General features: G+C 67.7%; 12 protein-coding genes and 2 pseudogenes. 4 read left to right on the top strand and 10 right to left on the bottom strand.

From position 1 onward, the window contains the following. Positions 1 to 40: 40 nt before the first annotated feature. A complete protein-coding gene (locus C2R22_RS14980; RefSeq protein ID WP_103426472.1) occupies positions 41 to 328 on the bottom strand; it encodes a helix-turn-helix transcriptional regulator in 288 nt (95 codons plus the stop codon). Between the two features lie 111 nt (positions 329 to 439). Further along, positions 440 to 3979: a PAS domain S-box protein gene (locus C2R22_RS14975; protein WP_103426471.1), complete on the bottom strand. Its 3540-nt coding sequence runs from the start codon at positions 3977 to 3979 to the stop codon at positions 440 to 442. Between the two features lie 11 nt (positions 3980 to 3990). Here C2R22_RS14975 and C2R22_RS14970 point away from each other — a divergent pair, with 11 nt between their 5' ends. Both C2R22_RS14970 and C2R22_RS14965 read left to right on the top strand, forming a co-directional pair. Beyond that, positions 3991 to 4221, top strand: a complete 231-nt coding sequence (locus C2R22_RS14970) for a hypothetical protein (RefSeq protein WP_103426470.1) — start codon at positions 3991 to 3993, stop codon at positions 4219 to 4221. A gap of 514 nt (positions 4222 to 4735) precedes the next feature. Then, positions 4736 to 5365, top strand: coding sequence for a DUF7344 domain-containing protein (locus tag C2R22_RS14965; RefSeq protein ID WP_103426469.1), 630 nt, complete (start codon positions 4736 to 4738; stop codon positions 5363 to 5365). 112 nt (positions 5366 to 5477) lie between these two features. Here the strand turns inward: C2R22_RS14965 and C2R22_RS14960 are convergent, their stop codons facing one another. The 4 genes and pseudogenes from C2R22_RS14960 to C2R22_RS14945 form a co-directional block, all read right to left on the bottom strand. After that, positions 5478 to 6431 (bottom strand): isocitrate lyase/PEP mutase family protein, encoded by a 954-nt coding sequence (locus C2R22_RS14960; RefSeq protein WP_103427696.1) that lies wholly within the window; start codon positions 6429 to 6431, stop codon positions 5478 to 5480. A 23-nt stretch (positions 6432 to 6454) separates the two neighbouring features. Beyond that, entirely contained in the window at positions 6455 to 7096 is a 642-nt protein-coding gene (locus C2R22_RS14955) for an isochorismatase family protein (RefSeq protein WP_103426468.1), read from the bottom strand. A 51-nt stretch (positions 7097 to 7147) separates the two neighbouring features. Further along, positions 7148 to 8907: pseudogene (locus tag C2R22_RS14950) on the bottom strand (hydantoinase B/oxoprolinase family protein). Positions 8908 to 8996: 89 nt separating this feature from the next. Further along, positions 8997 to 11059 (bottom strand): annotated as a pseudogene (locus C2R22_RS14945) (hydantoinase/oxoprolinase family protein). A gap of 157 nt (positions 11060 to 11216) precedes the next feature. On the opposite strand from C2R22_RS14945, the gene C2R22_RS14940 reads away from it, so the two are divergent. Then, positions 11217 to 11870 (top strand): helix-turn-helix domain-containing protein, encoded by a 654-nt coding sequence (locus tag C2R22_RS14940; protein ID WP_103426467.1) that lies wholly within the window; start codon positions 11217 to 11219, stop codon positions 11868 to 11870. A 44-nt stretch (positions 11871 to 11914) separates the two neighbouring features. Here the strand turns inward: C2R22_RS14940 and C2R22_RS14935 are convergent, their stop codons facing one another. From C2R22_RS14935 to C2R22_RS14920, 4 genes are all read right to left on the bottom strand, one after another. Next, positions 11915 to 13048 (bottom strand): citrate synthase/methylcitrate synthase, encoded by a 1134-nt coding sequence (locus tag C2R22_RS14935; protein WP_103426466.1) that lies wholly within the window; start codon positions 13046 to 13048, stop codon positions 11915 to 11917. Positions 13049 to 13281: 233 nt separating this feature from the next. Beyond that, on the bottom strand, positions 13282 to 14739 hold the full coding sequence (locus C2R22_RS14930; protein WP_103426465.1) for a citrate/2-methylcitrate synthase: 1458 nt from the start codon (positions 14737 to 14739) through the stop codon (positions 13282 to 13284). A gap of 83 nt (positions 14740 to 14822) precedes the next feature. Then, the gene (locus C2R22_RS14925) at positions 14823 to 16307 is read right to left on the bottom strand and encodes an MATE family efflux transporter (RefSeq protein WP_103426464.1); all 1485 of its coding nucleotides are present in this window, start codon (positions 16305 to 16307) and stop codon (positions 14823 to 14825) included. Beyond that, entirely contained in the window at positions 16304 to 16891 is a 588-nt protein-coding gene (locus C2R22_RS14920) for a TetR/AcrR family transcriptional regulator (protein ID WP_103426463.1), read from the bottom strand. The genes C2R22_RS14925 and C2R22_RS14920 overlap by 4 nt, the downstream gene beginning before the upstream one ends. 273 nt (positions 16892 to 17164) lie before the next feature. On the opposite strand from C2R22_RS14920, the gene gfo6 reads away from it, so the two are divergent. Then, positions 17165 to 18256, top strand: a complete 1092-nt coding sequence (gene gfo6, locus C2R22_RS14915) for a D-xylose 1-dehydrogenase Gfo6 (RefSeq protein ID WP_103426462.1) — start codon at positions 17165 to 17167, stop codon at positions 18254 to 18256. Positions 18257 to 18258: the final 2 nt, after the last annotated feature.

Genomic DNA, 18258 nt, shown 5'->3' with positions numbered 1-18258 from the left:
AAGCGGGCAGCAGGGGTGAGCCGAAGAGACGAACGCCGGTTCACTCGACGTGTCTCAGGGCCCGATCCTCCCACTCACGCCGTTCGACGAGTGCCTGCCGCCCCGCATCCGATAACACGTAGTAGTTCGTCCGCCGGTCGAGATTCCCCCTCTCGACGAAGCCCTCCTCCACCAGCGTGTCGAGGTTGGGGTAGAGGCGGCCGTGGTTCGTTTCGATTCCGAGTTCCTCTTCGAGCCGCTCCTTGATCGCTTGGCCGGATGGCTGGTCGAGATCGGCGATAACGAACATGAGGTCGCGTTGAAAACCCGTCAGCTGAAAGAGGGACATGTGCGTACTCGGAGTAAGACGTTCAGAGGGGTTAACTAATCGCGTATTAGAGACAGTTAGGATGGACAAAACATCTCTTCGAGCCGTCACCTCCGGACGCGACCGGGTCGATCACCCGGCGTTCTCAGCCGCGTGTGAGAACAGCGAGTCGAACACCTTCCGTTCGGCTTTCCGCAGGTGCTGGTGGAACGTCGGCGGGGAGACGCTCATCGTCTCGGCCATCTCCTTGCCGGAGACGTGCCGAGGCCACTCGAAGAAGCCGGCGTAGTACGCCATCTCGAGCGTCGTTCGCTGTCGGTCGGTGAGCGCCTCGGCCAGTTCTCTCCGCATACGTGCGGACGATTCGTCCGTCCGCGTGACCTGGGTTCGTTTGAGCAGGCTGACCGCCGGATACTCCGCTCGGACGAGGTCGATGATTCGCTTCGCGTCCGCGGTCGGCGACAGGTGGACTGTCATCTCGTAGTCGCCGTCCTCGATGCGCGCGGATTCGACGGAGCCGCCGGCAGCCGCGACCGCCGACAGCACCGGCGGTTCGGAGAGTCTCAGTTCGAACGGGATACGGTCTGCCCCCTCGTCCTCGTCACGGAACGTCACGGCTATCCAGTGGGGAATCGTGTCGACGATGCTCCGGACACCCTCGACGGCGTCGGGCGTCGCGTGACCGTAGACGACGTACTCGCTCTCGGAGAGCGGCACTGTCTGGTCGAACGTGATCGTCCCGGTGACCGCGTCGCCGATGTCCAGCGCCTCGAATATCTCCGGGATACGGAACTGGAGCTGGACGAGTTCGTCGCTCATCAGCGCGTGCTTACGCTCCATGGCGGCGATGGCGTGGCCCACCACCCGACCGAGTTGCCTGAGGACCGACCGCTCCTCCCCCTCGAACGCGTACGGCCGCTCGGCGTAGACGTTGAGGACCCCGTACAGCGTCCCGTCGTGACTGATCGGGACTGCGGCCGACGACCGGTAGCCGTACCGCTCGGCGTGGTCACGCCACTGCTCGTACTCGGGGTCGGTCGCCACGTCCTGGACGGTCTGTATCTCGCCGGTCTGAAACGCCCGTGCGGTCGGACCTGTCCCCCCCGGCCCGTCGGGGTCGATAGACAGGTCGATCTCCGCCAGGTAGTTCTCGACGCCGGCCTCCGTCCGCATGCACACGTCCTCCGAGGCGACGTCGACCTCGCCGACCCACGCGAAGCAGTACGACTCCGTCCCCGCGAGTCGTTCGCAGACCGTCTCTTCGATCTCCGCGCGGGTGGACTGCTCGATGACCGCGACGGTGATGTCGTTGACGACCCGGTTGACGTCGTTGAGCGCCCTGAGCTGTTCGCGCTGGCGGACCAGCCTCGTCTCGTGCGCGTGACGGTCGATCGCGGAGGCGAGGACGTTCGCGACCGACTGGACGAAGTCGACGTCCGTGCGGGCGAAGGACCGCTCGACGCTGTCGTGGGTGCTGAGAACCCCCCACGGGTCGTCCCACGGGCCGATGACGACGCTGATGCCGCTTCGCACCCCGTGCTCGGTCAACAGGCCCGATCCGTCGAATCGGGTCTCCGTCTCGAGGTTTTCGACGACGACGGGGTCGCGCGACTGGAGCGTGTACGAAGCCTGCGACTCGCCTCCGACCGCCGAGACGGTCGCCGCGCCGACGACACCGCTCTGCCAGCCGACGCCCTGTCGCACCGACAACGCTTCGGCGTCAACGTCGAGTTCCAGTACCGCACAGGAGTCGTTCTCGAGCGTGCTCGACACGAGAGCCGTGGCTTCGCGCATGAGCGCGTCGAGGTCTCGGTCCTCGAGGGCCTTCTGACCGAGGCCCGTGACGACTTCCTGCTGTCGGACGCGCGTTTCGAGTTCCCGCTCCTGTTCGAGACGGGCCGAGACGTCGCGAACCACCCCGCACCGACCGTACTCGCCGTTCAGCTCGAACGGCGCGAGCCGGCTCTCACACGGGACCGAGCCCCCGTCCTTCCGGTGGATGTCGAGTTCGATCGTCGCGACGCTTCGCCTCTCGTCGAGTATCTCGTCGACCATGGCCTCCGCACGGCCTGTGACGTCGCCGTCGTGAATCGCCGTCGCGTGCCGACCCAGGAGTTCGTCGCGGTCGTAGCCGGTGAGTTCGCAGAACCCGTCGTTGACCATGACGAACTCGGCGTCGCTGTCGACGGCGTAGATTCCGTCGTCGACCGTCTCGACGACGGTCTCGTACAGTTCCAACTCCTGTTCGCGCTGTTTGCGGTCGGTGACGTCCCGGAAGTACACCGACAGCCCGCTCTCGGAGGGGTACGCCGACACCTCGAACCACGTGTTCAGCGGTTCGAAGTACTCCTCGAAACTGGTCGTCTCCTGGGTCTCCATCGCCTCCTCGTACTCCTCTTGGAAGGTGGTTCCGCGCGCTTCCGGGAACACGTCCCACACGCTCCGACCGACGAGTTCGGCGCTCGACCGGCTCAGCAGGTCCGCTGCGCGGCCGTTGACGTGGGTGAACTGCCAGCTCCCGTCGAGCGCGAAGAACGCGTCGTCGATCCGGTCGAACACGACGCGGAGTTCGCTCTCGATGTCGTCGCGCTGTCGTTCGAGCCGCTCCGCCTGTTCCTTCAGCCGTGTCACGTCCGCGATCGTCACGACGACCCTGCCGGGTTCGTCCCCGAACGGGGTCGCGTTGACCGACAGCCATCTCGTCCGGTCGTCGTTCCCGTCGACCCGTACGCGACGGTCGATGACCGACTCTCCGGTCGCCAGCGCTCGGGCGGCCGGTCGGTCGTCGAACGGGATCACGTCGCCGTCCGCACCCAGGAGCGGCTGTTGGCCCAGCCGGTACGGCTCGGGGTCGCTCGCTTCTCTCCCGAGCAGTTCCGTGAATCGGTCGTTTATCCGGACCGCTTCGCCCCGCTCGTCGAAGACGCCGATTCCGACGGGAGCCGTGTCGAGAATCTGCTGTAGCAGGTCCCGCTCTCGCCGGTACTGTCGTTCGCGCTCCCGCCGATCGGTCATGTCACGAGTCACCTTCACGAACCCCTTGACGTCGCCGCTGTCGTCGTACACGGCGGAGATGGTCACGCTGGCCCAAAAGCGCGAGCCGTCCTCGCGGACGCGCCACCCCTCCGACTCGAACGAGCCGTGGTCGGCGGCCGCGCGGAGGTTTCGGTCGGGGATGTCGGCCGCGCGGTCGTCTCGGGTGTAGAACGTCGAGAAGTGTTCCCCGACGATTTCGGTGGCCTGGTACCCCTTGATCCGCTCGGCACCGTGGTTCCAGCTCTCGACGTGTCCGTTCTCGTCGAGTCTGAAGATGGCGTACTCCTCGACGGCGTCGACCAGTCGCTCGAACTGGTCGTCCCGCTCGGCGGTCGATTCCGACTCCCGCCCGTCCGCGATGCCGTAGTAGAGTTCCACGTGGCCGCCGGCGAGGGGGCCGTCTTCGATGGGTTCGCTCCGGTGTTCGAGCCACCGGCCCTCCCGGTTCGGTCCGTGCCGTAGCTGAAACGCGAGTCGAGTGGAGCCCGCGTCGCCGTCGTCGAGCATCTCACGCGTGACGCGCTCACCGTCTCGGACGGCCGGGGCGATGACCTCGGTGACGAGCGCGCGCCTGTCGTGGCCGACCAACCGGTCGCGGGGGTCCCGAAGTGCTGTCCGGCCGCCTCGTTCGCCCACACCACCTCCGAGTGCCCGTCGAAGAGGAGGACGCCGACGTCGCCCTCGTGACCGGCGCCGACACGGGGCCGCCACCACACGCGGGCGCTCGCGCCGACCCGCTTCGTCTCCAACTCTCCCTGGCCGACGAGCCTGTCGAGTCGCTCGTACGTGCTCCGTCTCCCGAGACCGAGTCGGTCGGCGACGTCCGTCGTCGCGAGCGGTTCGTCGACGCCGAAGAACACCTCCAGCGTCTCTCGTAAACTCTCCGTCAGCGCGTGTGAGGCCATTGCTACCTCGTGGCCGTTCCGCTACAAAAAGACTCCGCCGACGGAGTCTCCCGCGCGTCAGCGACACGCGCCGTCTCCGTGGAGTCCGGCGAGAAGTGACTCACGCCCCGATTCGCTTCGCTCCCACGACGAGCGCGCTCGATGGCTAATTCTTTTGGGATAAGGAGTATGTGTGTATCTCTAATACGTTCAATCGCCCTCCGAACGAGGGAGAGGACGCGCCGGACTGGGGGAGTGACGAGAGTCCCGCTGCTCTCGACCGTCCCGGCGCAGTTCCTGTGAACACGGACCCGTGCCGGACGCAGGCACGACACCCGTGTGTCCCACGACGCCTCCGACGACCCCCGTTTCAACCGATTCGTCGAGCCACCCGTCCCCTCCTCACACTCGTCACGTCCCCGCAGCCTCGCGGCCGACGCGGGACTCCCCGAACCTAATCGTATTGGCGGTACGCACTTGCCGCGAACTCCCGTTTATCGAGACGGCTATGACCGTCCGGTCGCGCACCGACGAGCAAACTGGGCCTTTCGGCACCAGCGCGTACTCAGCAGAGACGATCAGGGCGCTCTCGGACGCGCGCAGGCGACGAATCGTCGCCACTCTCTTGGAACGAACCGATCCGGTGCCGGTCGACGACCTCGCGTCCGCCGTCGTCGAAGCCGACGGAGCGGGTTCGCCCTCGACCGGCCGCGACGCGATCGTCACGCTCCATCACGTGGACCTCCCCGTCCTCAGCGCCGCCGAACTGGTCACCGTCGACGAGGACGACGACCTCGTCGAACTCGGACCCCATCCGGACCTCCGACGAGGGCTTCTCTCCGCGCTCCTCCTCCGGGAGACGGGGGCGGAGCTGTGGTCGGTGCTCGAGATGCTCCAGGACCCCGTCCGTTCGTCCGTCGTGGAAGCGGTCGACGCTCACGGGTCGGCGGTGGCAGTCGACGAACTCGTCCGGGAACTCTCCGAGTTCGTCACCGCCGATGCCGCGACGCCACAGGACCTCGAAGAGTTCGGACTGACGCTCCGTCACGTTCACCTCCCGAAACTGGACGCCGCCGGGCTGGTCCGATACGACGACGACGCCGATACCGTCTCCTGCGAGCCGAGGCAACGGATCTAACGTCGACGGTCACCCCTCTCGAAGCGGTTCGGGGCGGCGCGCGGAGGTATGCTCGGTTCGTGGAGGACGACGGTACGCACGACTCCTCGACACCGGCTTCGAGGGCGGGCGGCTACCTCCCGCCCGACTCGACGTCGTCCCCGAGCGAGCCCTCGTACTTGTCCCGTTCCTCGTCAGGGAGGTACGCTCGCTCCCAGTCGACGACTTCGGGGAAGCCGGAAAAGTCGTGGAGGCTGCCGACGGGCTGGCGGTTGAACTTGTCGTCGATGCGTCGCATCCCCGCGACGGGGTCGTCGGCGAAGGCGCTGAGGTCCTCGTGGACGCTCGCGATGGTCGACAGCGTCGCCGTGATGGGGAACAACACGACGTCGAAGCCCCACCCGTCGAGCGCGTCGAGTTCGACGTACGGCGAGGAGCCGAGGTCGCCCACGAAGTTGTACACGAGCGGGCCGTCGACCTCGCGGCCGATGCGCTCTAGCTCGCTCTCGTCGGTCGGCCCCTCGACGAACGCCACGTCCGCGCCGGCATCGAGGAAGTCGTTCGCCCGGCCGATCGCTTCGTCGAGCGATCCGTCGCCCGTCCCGCGGGCGTCGGTCCGGGCGATGAGGACGAAATCCTCCCCGCGCTCGTCGCGGACGTCGGCCGCGGCCCTGATCTTCCCGACCGCCTCCTCTCGCGGAATGACCTGTCGCCCCGTGGTGTGCCCGCACCGCTTCGGGAACGTCTGGTCCTCGATGTGGATGCCGGCGACGCCCGCCTTGATGTACTCTCGAACCGTTCGAACGACGTTCGTCGCGTTGCCGTAGCCGTTGTCCGCGTCGGCGAGGAGCGGCACGTCGATGCGTTCCTGGATGTTCGCGGCGTTGTCGATCATCTCCGGCATCGTGATGAAGCCCGCGTCGGGGTAGCCGACCTTCGAGAGCGACGTGCCGTAGCCGGTCATGTAGATGGTGTCGAAGCCGACGAAGTCGGCGACCGCCGCCGTCAGCGGGTCGTGGACGCCCGGACAGACGAGCAGGTCGTCACGCGCGAGGAGCGTGCGGAACCGCGCACCGGCGTCGGTCACGCCGACACCCCCCGGGAGAGCCCTCACGCATCGTCCATCCCGTCGAGGTGGTCGAGGACCGCGTCGGTCGTCACGACGTCGCCGTACTTCGCGTCGATGTCGAAGAGGTTCGCGTGGTGTGGCCCCTCCGCTCGGTCGCCGACCGCGTCCGCGGGCACGATGGTCCGGTAGCCGTGCTGGAGGCTGTCCACCGCAGTCGCGCGGATACAGCCGCTCGTCGTGACGCCCGCGAGGACGAGCGTGTCCACGCGGTGTGTCGTCAGTTCAGTTTGCAGGTCGGTCCCGAAGAAGGCGCTCGCGTACTTCTTCAGGACGACTCGTTCGTCGCCCTTCGGCGCGAGTCGGTCGTCGACCTCGACCGCGTCGGTGCCGAGTCGGAGTTCCCTGAGCGCGGGCACCTTCTCGATGAACTGCCCGGCGTCGCCGTACGACTCCTCGTAGGCGACGGTCGTAAAGTACCGCGGCAGGTCGTGGTCGCGGAACGCCGCGAGCAGTCGGGCCGCCTGGTCGATAACCCCCGAGACGTCCGAGCCGAGGTCGGTCTCGGGGTCGGTGAAGGCATTGATGAGGTCGATGACGACGAGCGCGGGCTGGTCGCCGAGCCCGACGCTCGCGCCGAACGCCTCGTCGTCGTACTCCGCGTCGAATCCGTCTGGCCAATCCATGGTGTGTGGTGTGAGAGAGGGAGGGTGGGGTGGTGGTCGTGTGGGTCCGGTTCAGCGCTGCCGGTTCTCGAACGTCTCGCGCTCCTCGCGGATCCGCTCTCGAAGGGTCTCCTCGTCGGGGAGGGGACCGTAGTCGAACTGCTCCGGTTCGTCGCGCTCCTCGCGGAGCTCCGCGCGGCGCTCGTCGGTCGCGGCTCCGTCGACCGCGCCGTCGTCGGTGAGGACGACGCCGTACGCCGAGTGTGCCGCCGATTCGGAGACGAGCCCGCGTTCGACCTCGCTGGCGACGACGTCGGGGTCGCGGTCGAGCGGGTCGCCGAGTCCGCCCCCGCCGGCCGTGCTGAAGACGAGTTTGTCGCCCGCCCCGACGGGGACGTTCTCCACCTTCGAGGGGAGTTCCTCCTCGGTCCCGTCGGCGCGGATCAGCAGTTTCTCGCTCGTCTGCGCGTAGGTCCCGCCGTCGACGCCCCACGGGTACGTGTGCGCGCGGTCGTCCTGGAACGTGATCGCGCCCTCCTCCTCGAACGTGTACACCTTGGTGATGCCGTGGCCGCCGCGGAACTCGCCGGGGCCGCCGGTGTCCGCGCGGGTGCTGTACTCGTCGATAGAGAGGGGGTAGTACGCCTCCTGGTACTCCGCGGGGACGGTCCGGAAGAGCGGCCACCACGAGTGGCCGTCGAGGCCGTCGCCGCCGGGTCGGGCCGGAATCCCCCCGTAGAGGATTTCGAGCATCTGGAAGTCGTTGCCGTCCGAGTCGGTCCCCGCGTACACCAGGTTCGGCGACGTGCCGTAGCTGCCGGCGACCGAGAAGCCGTCGATGAGCTTCGAGAACGTCGCCTGAAGCACGTCGAACTGGCGGGCCATCAGCGGCAACCGGTTGCCGAGCGCGGCGGGAACTCCGGTTGCAGGACCGACCCCTCCGGGAGCGTCACCTCGAAGAGGTCGTAGTAACCGTCGTTGAACGTGAGGAGGGGGTCGAACGCCATGATGAGGAACACCCCGGTGAACATCTTGAACATCTTCTCGTTCAAGAGGAAGTTCACCGTGCCCGGGACCTGTTCGTCGGTGCCGGTCCAGTCGAGGTAGACCGTGTCGCCCTCCCGGTAGATTTCGAGGTGGAGTTTGATGGGGCCGTTGCCCAGGCCGTCGTCGTCGGCGTAGTCCTCGAACGTGTAGCGCTCGCCCTCGGGGACGAACTCGTGGATGAGGTCGATCATCCCGTCGCGGGTGCGGTCGAGGATGGCGTCACACGCCTCCAGGTACGTCTCCTTCCCGAACCTATCGCAGAGCTCTTGGACCCGCGTCTCGGCGGCTTTCGTCCCCGCGGCCAGCGCCTTGATGTCGGCTTCGGCGTGTTCGGGCAGGCGCGTGTTGTGCGCGAACGACTCCAGCAGTTCGGTGTCTATCTCCCCGCGTTTGTACAGTTTGACCGGCGGGAGGCGCATCCCCTCCTCGAAGATGGTTCGGGCCTGGACGGGCATGCTCCCGGGCGTCTTCCCGCCGACGTCCATCAGGTTGCCCCACTGGCTGGAGAAACCCACCAGGTCGTCGTCGTAGAAGATGGGTCGCAACAGCAGCATGTCCGGCGTGTGCGACACCGCGCCGGCGCACATGTACGGGTCGTTCGTGGCGACGACGTCGCCGTCTTCGAGGTCGGCGCGGTCGAACGACGCGTTGTCGAGGATGGTGTCGATGGCCGACCCGAACTGTCCCATGACCATCCGTCCCTCGGCGTCGGCGATGAGCGGGAACTGGTCGGACTGCTCGCGGATGACCGGGCTGATGGCCGTCGTCTCGACCACCCGGTCCATCTCGTAGCGGGTGTTCGAGAGGGTGCTCTCGATGATGTCGAGGGTGGTCTGGTCGATGTCGTGCTCGCCGACGAACTCCGGAGTGTCGCTCATTGTCCCTCACCTCTGGTGATTTCGATGTTGCCGTAGCGGTCGATTCGCGCGGCGTGACCGGGCTGGACGACGACCGTCGAGTCGTCCTCCGTGACGATGGCGGGACCGGCAATCTCGTTGCCGGCGCGGAGGGCGTCGCGGTCGTACACGGGCGTCTCGTGGTACGAGTCGTCGAAGTACACCTCGCTGGTGTCGACTTCGGCGGCACCGGGATCAGAACCCCCCGGTTCGTGTTCCTCGATGGTGACGCCCTGGAGCGTCCCCTTCCCGATGACGCGGAGGTTCGCGATTTCGAGGGGTGCGTCGAGCGAGAAGCCGAACTGTCGGTCGTGGCGCGCCTCGAAGTCGTCCTTGATCTCCGCGATTCCGGCCTCCCCACGGAGGTTCTCGACGGAGACCGGAATCGACATCTGGATGTCCTGCCGGAAGTACCGGCAGTCGGCGACGTACTCGAACGAGTGGTCGGCCTCGTCGACGCCTTCGGAGACGAGCCACTCCGTCGCCTCGTCCCGGAGCGCCCGAAACTCCTCGTAGACCGCCGCGCCGTCGACGTCCGCCTCGGTTTCGAGATACGTCTCGGCGAACTCGTTCTGGATGTCGGAGGTGAGAAAGCCGAACGCCGACATGACGCCCGGTCCGGGCGGGACGATGAGGGGATACGCGCCCATCACGTCGGCGAGCGCGTTCGCGTGCATCGGGCCGGCACCGCCGAACGCGACGAGGCCGAACTCGCGGGGTCGTAGCCGCGCTCGACCGAGACCACGCGCAGCGCCCCGTGCATGTTCTCGTTGACGATGTCGAGGATGGCCTGTGCGGCCTCTTCGACGCTCGTCCCCCGGTCGTCGGCGACGGTCTGGACGGCGTCGCGGGCGGCCTCGCGGTCGAGTTCCATCCGACCGCCGAGTTGAACCGACGAGGGAATCCGGCCGAGGACGACGTTCGCGTCCGTGACGGTCGGTTCCTCGCCGCCCTGTCCGTAACACGCCGGGCCGGGGTCGGCGCCGGCGCTCTCGGGGCCGACCTGGAGCGAGCCGTTCAACTGGACGCGGGCGATGGAGCCCCCGCCGGCGCCGACCGTGTTGACGTCGATGGAGCGGGAGGTGAACTCCCGGTAGCCGACCTTCGTCTTCCGGGTCGTCCCCGGCGACCCCTCCTCGACGAGCGAGACGTCGGTCGACGTGCCGCCCATGTCGAGGGTGAGAACGTCGGGGACGCCCTTCTTCGAGGCGATGGTGGCCGCGCCGACGACCCCGCCGCTCGGACCGGACAGTGCGAGTTCGACCGGGCGCTCCTTCGCGGCCGAAGAACTCATGAGGCCGCCGTCGGAGCGGACGACGTTCATCGTCGCCGTCGACCCGGCGTCGGCGAGGGAGTCGTCGAGGTCGTCGAGGTACGCGATGACGGTCGGCCGCGCGTAGTCGTTGATGACGGTCGTCAGCGTCCGTTCGTACTCGCCGTACTCGGGGACGATTTCCGACGAGATAGACACCGGCAGCGCGGGGGCCTCGTCGGCGACGATTTCGCGGACGCGCTCCTCGTGGGTCGGGTTGAGATACGAGTTCAACAGCGCGACGGTGAGCGATTCGACGCCGGCGTCCGCGAGGTCGCGGACGGCCGCCCGCACCGCCTCCTCGTCGAGCGGTTCCTGCTCCTCGCCCGACGGGGACGCGATGCGTCCGCCGACTCCCCGTGTGTCCACGAGGTCCGCGAGCGGGTTCGGCTTCTCCATTCCCATCCACCCGTACAGCGGCCCGGGCGTCCACGCGCGGGCCAGGTGGAGGATGTCCTCGTGGCCGGCCGTCGTGAGAAGGCCGACGCGCGACCCCGTCTCCTCCAAGAGCATGTTCGTCACGACGGTCGTACCGTGAAAGAGGAGGTCGAGTTCCGAGACGGACGTGTCCGCCTTCGCCGTCGCCTCCTCGATCCCGTGTAACACCCCCTCGGAGGGGTTCGCGGGCGTCGAGAGGACCTTGTCGATCGTGAGTTCGTGCGTCGACTCGTCGAAGACGATGACGTCGGTGAACGTCCCGCCGACGTCGACGCCGAGATTGTATGTCATCTGGTATCGTTCGACGTAGATTTGCGGGGATTGATGAGTAAGGATTTCCCCAACAGCTGTTGGCTCATTATATACGCTGGACGGCGAACGGGGCGGTGCGGGCGTGACTGGCCGTACGGTTTTTTCGTCGTGGGCCGTGTCGACGTGCGTAGCCAGCATGTTTCTCGCGACCGTTCACTTCACCCAACAGCGGGAGTGTATCCTCCGTCAGCTGACCGCGGACATCGACACCCCGGTCCCCATCGAAATCGAGGAGATACAGGACGGCTTCGTGACGTTCGTGCTCCGGGCCGGCCCCCACGCAGACCGGTTCGAGGCGGAACTCGACGCCGCCGACCACGTCAGACACGTCCAGCGGCTCGACAGCGACAACCTGCTCGTGACCAAACCGTCGTGCGGGGCGTACTCCGCCATCTACCGGAACCACGGCACGCTTCGGAGGGAAAACACCGTCTCCGGTCGCCAGCGCGAGTACAACGTCCTGGTCTTCCGTCGGGAGGACCTCAGAGCCATCATCGACGACTTAGAGGAGTTCGGGACCGTCACGCTCGGCAAGCTCAAGCGGTTCAGGGCCGACAGCGATTCACCTCTGACCGACCGACAGCGTGAGGTCGCGACCGAAGCGCTCGCGCGCGGCTACTACGACTGGCCGCGGAAGATCACGAACGAGCGACTCGCCGAGGAACTGGGAATCAGCCGCGCGACGCTGCACGAACACCTGCGGAAGGCCGAGCGCACGCTCCTGTCGGCGGCGCTCACCGATAGCGCCGGGCGGTCGACGAGCGACCAGTTCGCGCCGACCGAGCCCTGAGACGCCCTCGGACGCCCTCGGACGCTCTTCGGGCATCCCCCTCGTCAGCGTTCGTTCGCCGGTTTCCACGACCTGTCACGGTCACCGACGTACACCGACACCGGCCGAATCAGTTTGTTGTCCGCTCGCTGTTCGAGACAGTGCGCCGTCCAGCCGCCGACCCGCGACACGGCGAAGGTGGCCGTGAACAACTCCCGCGGGATGCCGACCCCGTGCAGGAGCGCGGCCGTGTAGAACTCGACGTTCGTTTCGAGCGCGCGGTCGGGCTTGTGCTCGGACAGCAGCGCCACGGCGACTTCCTCGAACGCCTCGACTGTCTCGAAGAACGCGCGCTCGTCGGAGTCGGCGTAGAACCGCTCGGCGGCACGCGAGAGCACCGCGGCACGCGGGTCGCGCGTCCGATACACCCGATGGCCGAAGCCCATCAGCCGCTCGCCGGACGCGAGCGTCTCCCGGACGTACCCCTCCGCGTCGCCAGTCTCGTGCACCGCCAGGAGCATCTCCAGGACCGGTCCCGGCGCCCCGCCGTGCAGCGGGCCCTTCAGCGACCCCACCGCGCCCGTCACCGCCGAGACGAGGTCCGACTCCGTCGAGACGACCGACCGGGCGACGAACGTCGACGCGTTCAGCCCGTGGTCGACGACCGTGTTGAGGTAGGTTTCGAGCCCTCGCACGGCCGCCGGGTCGGGTTCGTCGCCGGTCAGCATCCAGAGGTAGTTCGCCGCGTGACCGAGGTCCGCGCGCGGACGAACCGGCTCCCTCCCGGAGCGGCACCGCCAGTACGTCGCGACGATGGTCGGGAGGACGCTCACCAGTCGCGTCGCGACCTCTGTCGGATCGGTCGCGTCGAGGCCGAGGTCCGCCGCGGCCACGCCCATCCGGAGGGCGTCCATCGCGTCCCTGTCCTCGCGCGCCGCCCGCCGAAGCACCTGCTCGACCTCCTCGGGTATTTCGCGATACCCGGCGAGTTCCGCGCGGAACGATTCGAGTTCCGGTTCGGTCGGAAGCCGGTCGTCGAACAGCAGGAAGACGCTCTCCTCGTAGGAGGCGTTTCCGGCGAGTTCCTCGACGGGGAACCCCCCGATGACGAGTTCGCCGGCCGCGCCGTCGATGCCACTGAGTCGCGTCTCCGCGACGGCGATACCGTCCAATCCCCGGTGAAGCTCCTTGTCTGCCATTTCGTCTGAAGCAGCACACGGCCGGACCGAGGATAGGGCTTTGGAGAAGGCGGTTTCCCCCCGTCGACGCTACTCGCTCGTCAGCACGGGTCCATCTCTCCCCCGGAGACGAGCGCCACCCCTTCCCATCCCGCCGTGAAACGGCTCAGTGACGGGACTCTCGGCCGCGCTCGGGGCCCCCTCGACTACGCGCTCGTGTCATCACGCGAGGGGAAATCCGCTTCTCCACAGCGCTATCCTCGCCGTTCCCCGGACACGTCTGCGAGCAGTCCTTCGTCGTCGAGCAGCATCTCGACGACCGTTCGTCCGGGCTCGGTCAGCACGTAGCCCGACTCCGTCTTCGCGACGAAGACGCCGCGGAGTTTGCGGAGGTGGTAGTTGAACCGCCCCTTGTCGTCGATCGAACTCCGCGCTCGAAGCGTCGAGTACGAGAGCGGTTCGCCGGACTCGTACAGGACCACGAGCAGTTCCAGCCGAGCGGGTTCCGAGAGCGCTCCGAGAACGGAGGAGAGTCCCGCCAGCGCGTCCGGCGACGGCGCGTTCGAGTCGCCCGCGACGTACCGGTCCGACCGTGGCACCCACGACCGCTCTTCGGGGCCGCTGTATCGGGTTCGAGGGCGAAGCAGCGTCTCGCTCTCGAACTGTTCGCGGTAATGTGCCATCCAGCCGGCGGCGCGGCCGACCGCGAAGGTCGCGGTGAATAGCTCCGGGGGAATATCGAGGCCCGAGAGCAGAACCGCCGCGTAGTAGTCGACGGTCACGTGCATCTGCTGTTCCGGATAGTGGTCGGCCAGGTACTCCTCGGCGGCGTCGTCGAGTCGCCGCGCGTCCCGCAGGAACGCCATCGACTCCCGCCCCTCGAAGACGCGCTCTGCGACCCGGTCGAGGAGGTCCGCTCGCGGGTCCCGCGTATCGTAGACGCTGTGGCCGAAGCCGGCTACCGATCCCTCGGCCTCGAATCGCTCCTCGACGGACGCCGAGCGGTCGCTCTCCTCGTCGATTGCCGCGAGCGTCTCGAAGACCCGTTCGAGCGCCCCACCGTGTCGCGGGCCCTTGAGCGTCCCCACGGCTCCGGTGGCCGCCGAGAACGGGTCCGAGCCGGTCGACCCGACGATGCGGGCGGCGAACGACGAGGGGTTGAGCCCGTGTTCGATGATCGCCGTCAGATACGTCTCCAGCCCCTCGACGGTCGATTCGTCCGGCTCTTCCCCGGAGAGCATGTAGAGGAAGTTCGCCGTGTGCGTGAGGTCTTCTCGCGGCCGGACGGGCGTTTCCCCCTGTCGCTGCCGCCAGTAGGCCGCGACGATTGTCGGGCAAGTCGCGACGACGCGCCGGGTCGCCAGCGGGAGGTCCTCGCCGTCCGAATCGAGGCTCCCGGCGGCGAGACCCATCCGCAGCACGTCCATCGCCGACGCCCCCGCCTCCGCACCCGCTCGAATCAGCCGGTGAACCTCCCTGGTGAGGCCGCGCGCGGCCGCGAGTTCGTCCGTGAACTCGGTCAGTTCCTCGTCGGTCGGGAGGCGCCCGTAGAACAGCAGCCACGCCGCCTCCTCGTAGGAGGCGTTCTCGGCGAGGTCCTCGACCGGGTACCCCTGAATCCGCAGTTCGCCGGTCTCGCTGTCGATGTCGCTGAGGCCGGTTTCGGCGACCGCGGTCGAGGAGAGGTCGGGGTCGAAGACGGAGGGAGTCACGGCTCGTGTGATGTCGTTGCCGCGTCACCAAAGCGTTGCGGGCGTCTCGTGGACGTCCCGCGGGGCGCCGGTCCGATGGTCGGTCAGTCGTCCACGGGTGCGGGGTCAACGTCGTCCGGTTCGAGGCGGTCTATCGTGCTCTCACGCACGTCGCCACGCCGCCAGGTGCCGCGGCGGAACCACAGCCACGCGACGACCGCCCCGACCACGTTCGAGACGAAAAAGGCGAGCCAGATTCCGCGCGGGTCGGGCCGGCCGAGGAACCACAGGCTGGTTGGCAGCACGCCCTGTGAGGCGACGTAGGCGATAGGCAGTCGAATCCCCGCCAGCGTCAGGACCGAGATGGCGGCGGCGACCAGCGTCTCGCCCGCGCCGCGGAACCCGCCCGTGAACGCCCGCATGACCCCGATGAAGCCGAAGGACAGCGAGACGTACCGGAGGAACTGCGTGCCGACCGCCAGCACCGCCGGGTCGTCGGTGAACGCGCTCACGATGGGTCCGGGGACGAGGAAGACCCCGACTCCGACGAGCGCGAGCACGACGAACAGCCCCTTCGCGGCGGCGTAGTTCGCCGCCTCCGCGCGGTCGTACTTGCCGGCGCCGATGTTCTGGCCGGCCATCGTCTCGACGCCGCGTGCCACCGCGATGGCGGGGAGGAAGACGACCGAGAACACGCGGGTGCCGATGCCGAACCCGGCGACGACCGGCGTCGAGAACAGGCCGACCACGACGAGGAGCGCGTTGATCGACAGCGCGCGCCCCGTCCCCTCGACGGACGCCGGCACGCCGATGGCGAGAATCCGTCGGAGGTACTCGACGTCGGGCACCATGTCCGAGATGCGGATCCGGATGCCGCGCGTCCCCGACAGCATGATGTAGACGCCGACGAGCATCGCGAGGCTCCGAGAGAACACCGTCGCGATGGCCGCGCCCTGAATGCCGAGTTCGGGGAACGCGACGGTCCCCACGAGCGGGGCGTTCGCCACCAGCGTCCACCCGTTGATGAGAAACGGGTCCAGCACCACGTTCAGCACGACGGTCCCGAACATGACGAGCATCGGCGTGACGGTATCGCCGGCGCCGCGCATCAGCGAGACGAACACGAAGAAGCCGAACATGAACGGGAGCCCGAGCGCCACGACCTGCATGTACGCCGTCGCGCCGGGGAGGACGCTCGGCGAGGCTCCCAGAGCGGCGAGGAACGGCCTGACGAACGGGTAGCCGACGAGTCCCAGGAGGAGCGACCCGAGGAACGCGAACGTGACCGTCTGGGAGGCGGCGTACTCGGCTTTCCGTGTCTCGTCCGCCCCGGTGTGCTGGGCGACGAGGACGCTACCGGCCACGGAGAGCCCCATCCCGAGCGAGATGAGCAGGAACACCATCGGAAACGCGAAGGAGATGGCCGCGAGCGCCTCCGTCGAGTACTGGCCGAGCCAGAAGGTGTCCGCCAGGTTGTAGGCGGTCTGCATCAGGTTCGTGACGACGATGGGGAGCGAGAGATACAGGAGCGGCTTGACGATGCCGCCGTCGGTGAGGTCGAGTTCTTCCTGTCCTTTGAACAGGCTCACGCCGTCACCTCCGAGTTCGGCGTCCACCCCAGTTGCAGTTCGAGGTACCGTTCGACGGTCGCGCGCGTCTCCGCGCCGTCCTCTCCGAGAGCCACCCGCCGGACGTGCGCCCCGTTGATGGCCGTGGTGACCAGACGGGCGACCGCTTCGGGGTCGGCCTCCTCGAAGTGGCCCGCGTCGATGCCGTCACGAACCGCCGTTGCGACCACCCGCCGCATCACGTCGTCGAGGTCGCAGAACCGCTCTCGGAACCCGTCGTGGTAGGGCGCCTGGGCTTTCAGTTCCATCAACGCGACCGGGAAGTCGTCGTCGCTCGCCGACGGCGTGAAGACGGCGTCGACGAACGTCGTCAGTCGTTCGCGCGGGTCCTCCGCTTCGCAGGCCAACCGGGCCTGAAACCGCTCGATGAGGTCGTCGAGAAACGCGTTCAGCAACTCTGATTTCGTGTCGAAGTGGTAGTGAATCGCGGCCGTCGTCAGCGACGACTCCTTCGCTATCCGCTGCATCGTGAGGTCCGCGTACCCGCACTCACAGAGGGCACGGCCCGTCGCGGCGATGATCTCGTCGGTCGTCTCCGTGTTCATCAGTTGTCTGACTTACTAACTGGTTAGTTAAGAACCTTCTGACTGACTGGTCAGTCAGCCGGGAGAGGCCGATCCGCCGCACTTCGGGCGCGTCGGGACGTCGAGGGTGTGCTCCGCCCGGCCCAGGGCTTTCCCCGACGGCGTGCGGTCTCTGTCTCTCGGTTTCGGGCGACTTCGACGACGCTCTCTCCGCTCCCTCTCCGAGCCTCGCCGGAGTGCCTCCCGACCGAAGTCGCCAGCAGTTATTTCGCTCCGCCGATACGTGGGGACGTCATGGAACCCTCTCTCGGGACGTACTTCGACGACTTCACCCGCCGCGACTGGCAGACGCGAGACCCCGACAGCGTCTCCGAACCGGTCCGACTCGCCCTGGTCGGCCTCGGCTGGTTCACGCGCGAGTGGGCACTGCCCGGCATCCAGCGGTCGGAGTTCACCGAGGCGACGGTCGTGACCGACGTCGACACCGACGCCGTCGACGCCTTCACGAGCGAACACGACCTCACCGGCGTCTCACCGGAGGAGTTCAAAGCGGGCACTGTCGCCGACGAGTACGACGCGGTGTACGTCGCGACGCCGAACGCGACCCACCTGGAGTACGTCGAGGCCGCGGCCGACCAGGGGAAGGCGGTCCTCTGTGAGAAGCCGATGGCGGCGTCGCTCGACCGCGCCGAACGGCTGGTCGCGGTCTGTGCGGAACACGACGTCCCGCTCATGGTCGGCTACCGGATGCAGACGGACCCCGCGGTCCGTCGCGTGAAGGACCTGCTCGAGGAGGGGTTCGTCGGCGACGTCGTCCACGTTCACGCCGCCATGTCGCAGGTGATGCTCGGCGAGTTGAGCGAGTCGACCGACCAGTGGCGGCTCGATTCGGAACTCAGCGGCGGGTGTGCGCTCATGGACCTCGGCGTCTACCCGCTCAACACGACGCGGTTCGTCCTCGGCGCCGACCCCGAGCGGGTGAGCGGACACACCCGCTCGGTCCACGAGGCGTTCAGCGAGGTGGACGAGCACGCCTCCTTCGACCTGGGGTTCCCCGACGGCGTGCAGGCGCACTGCACCGTGAGTCAGAACGCACAGCACGCCAGCCGGCTGGAACTCACGGGGACGGACGGCCAGTTGATCCTCGACCCGGCCTTCTACGAGCGGGAGGCCCGGGAAGTCACGGTCGTCCGCGGGGAGATGGAAGCCGATATCGAGTTCGACCCGGTCCACCAACTCGAAGAGGAGTTCGCGTACTTCGGTCACCACCTCCTGACGGGGACGCCCTTTTCCCCCGACGGCGAGCACGCGCTCGTCGACATGCGCGTGCTCGACGCGGTCTACGAGTCCGCCGACACGGGGATGCCGGTCACCCTCTCGGAGTGACC

Source organism: Salinigranum rubrum (assembly GCF_002906575.1).
In the GTDB taxonomy this organism is placed as follows: Archaea; Halobacteriota; Halobacteria; order Halobacteriales; family Haloferacaceae; genus Salinigranum; species Salinigranum rubrum.
The sequence above is the reverse complement of the archived record's forward strand: the minus strand, read 5'-3'. Positions and strand labels throughout refer to the sequence as shown.

Bases quoted from the DNA above. Each gene is read 5' to 3' on its own strand.
- C2R22_RS14955 (WP_103426468.1), bottom strand. From the start codon at position 7,096: ATGGATTGGCCAGACGGATTCGACGCGGAGTACGACGACGAGGCGTTC.
- C2R22_RS14940 (WP_103426467.1), top strand. From the start codon at position 11,217: ATGTTTCTCGCGACCGTTCACTTCACCCAACAGCGGGAGTGTATCCTC.
- C2R22_RS14935 (WP_103426466.1), bottom strand. From the start codon at position 13,048: ATGGCAGACAAGGAGCTTCACCGGGGATTGGACGGTATCGCCGTCGCG.
- C2R22_RS14980 (WP_103426472.1), bottom strand. From the start codon at position 328: ATGTCCCTCTTTCAGCTGACGGGTTTTCAACGCGACCTCATGTTCGTT.
- C2R22_RS14965 (WP_103426469.1), top strand. From the start codon at position 4,736: ATGACCGTCCGGTCGCGCACCGACGAGCAAACTGGGCCTTTCGGCACC.
- C2R22_RS14920 (WP_103426463.1), bottom strand. From the start codon at position 16,891: ATGAACACGGAGACGACCGACGAGATCATCGCCGCGACGGGCCGTGCC.
- gfo6 (WP_103426462.1), top strand. From the start codon at position 17,165: ATGGAACCCTCTCTCGGGACGTACTTCGACGACTTCACCCGCCGCGAC.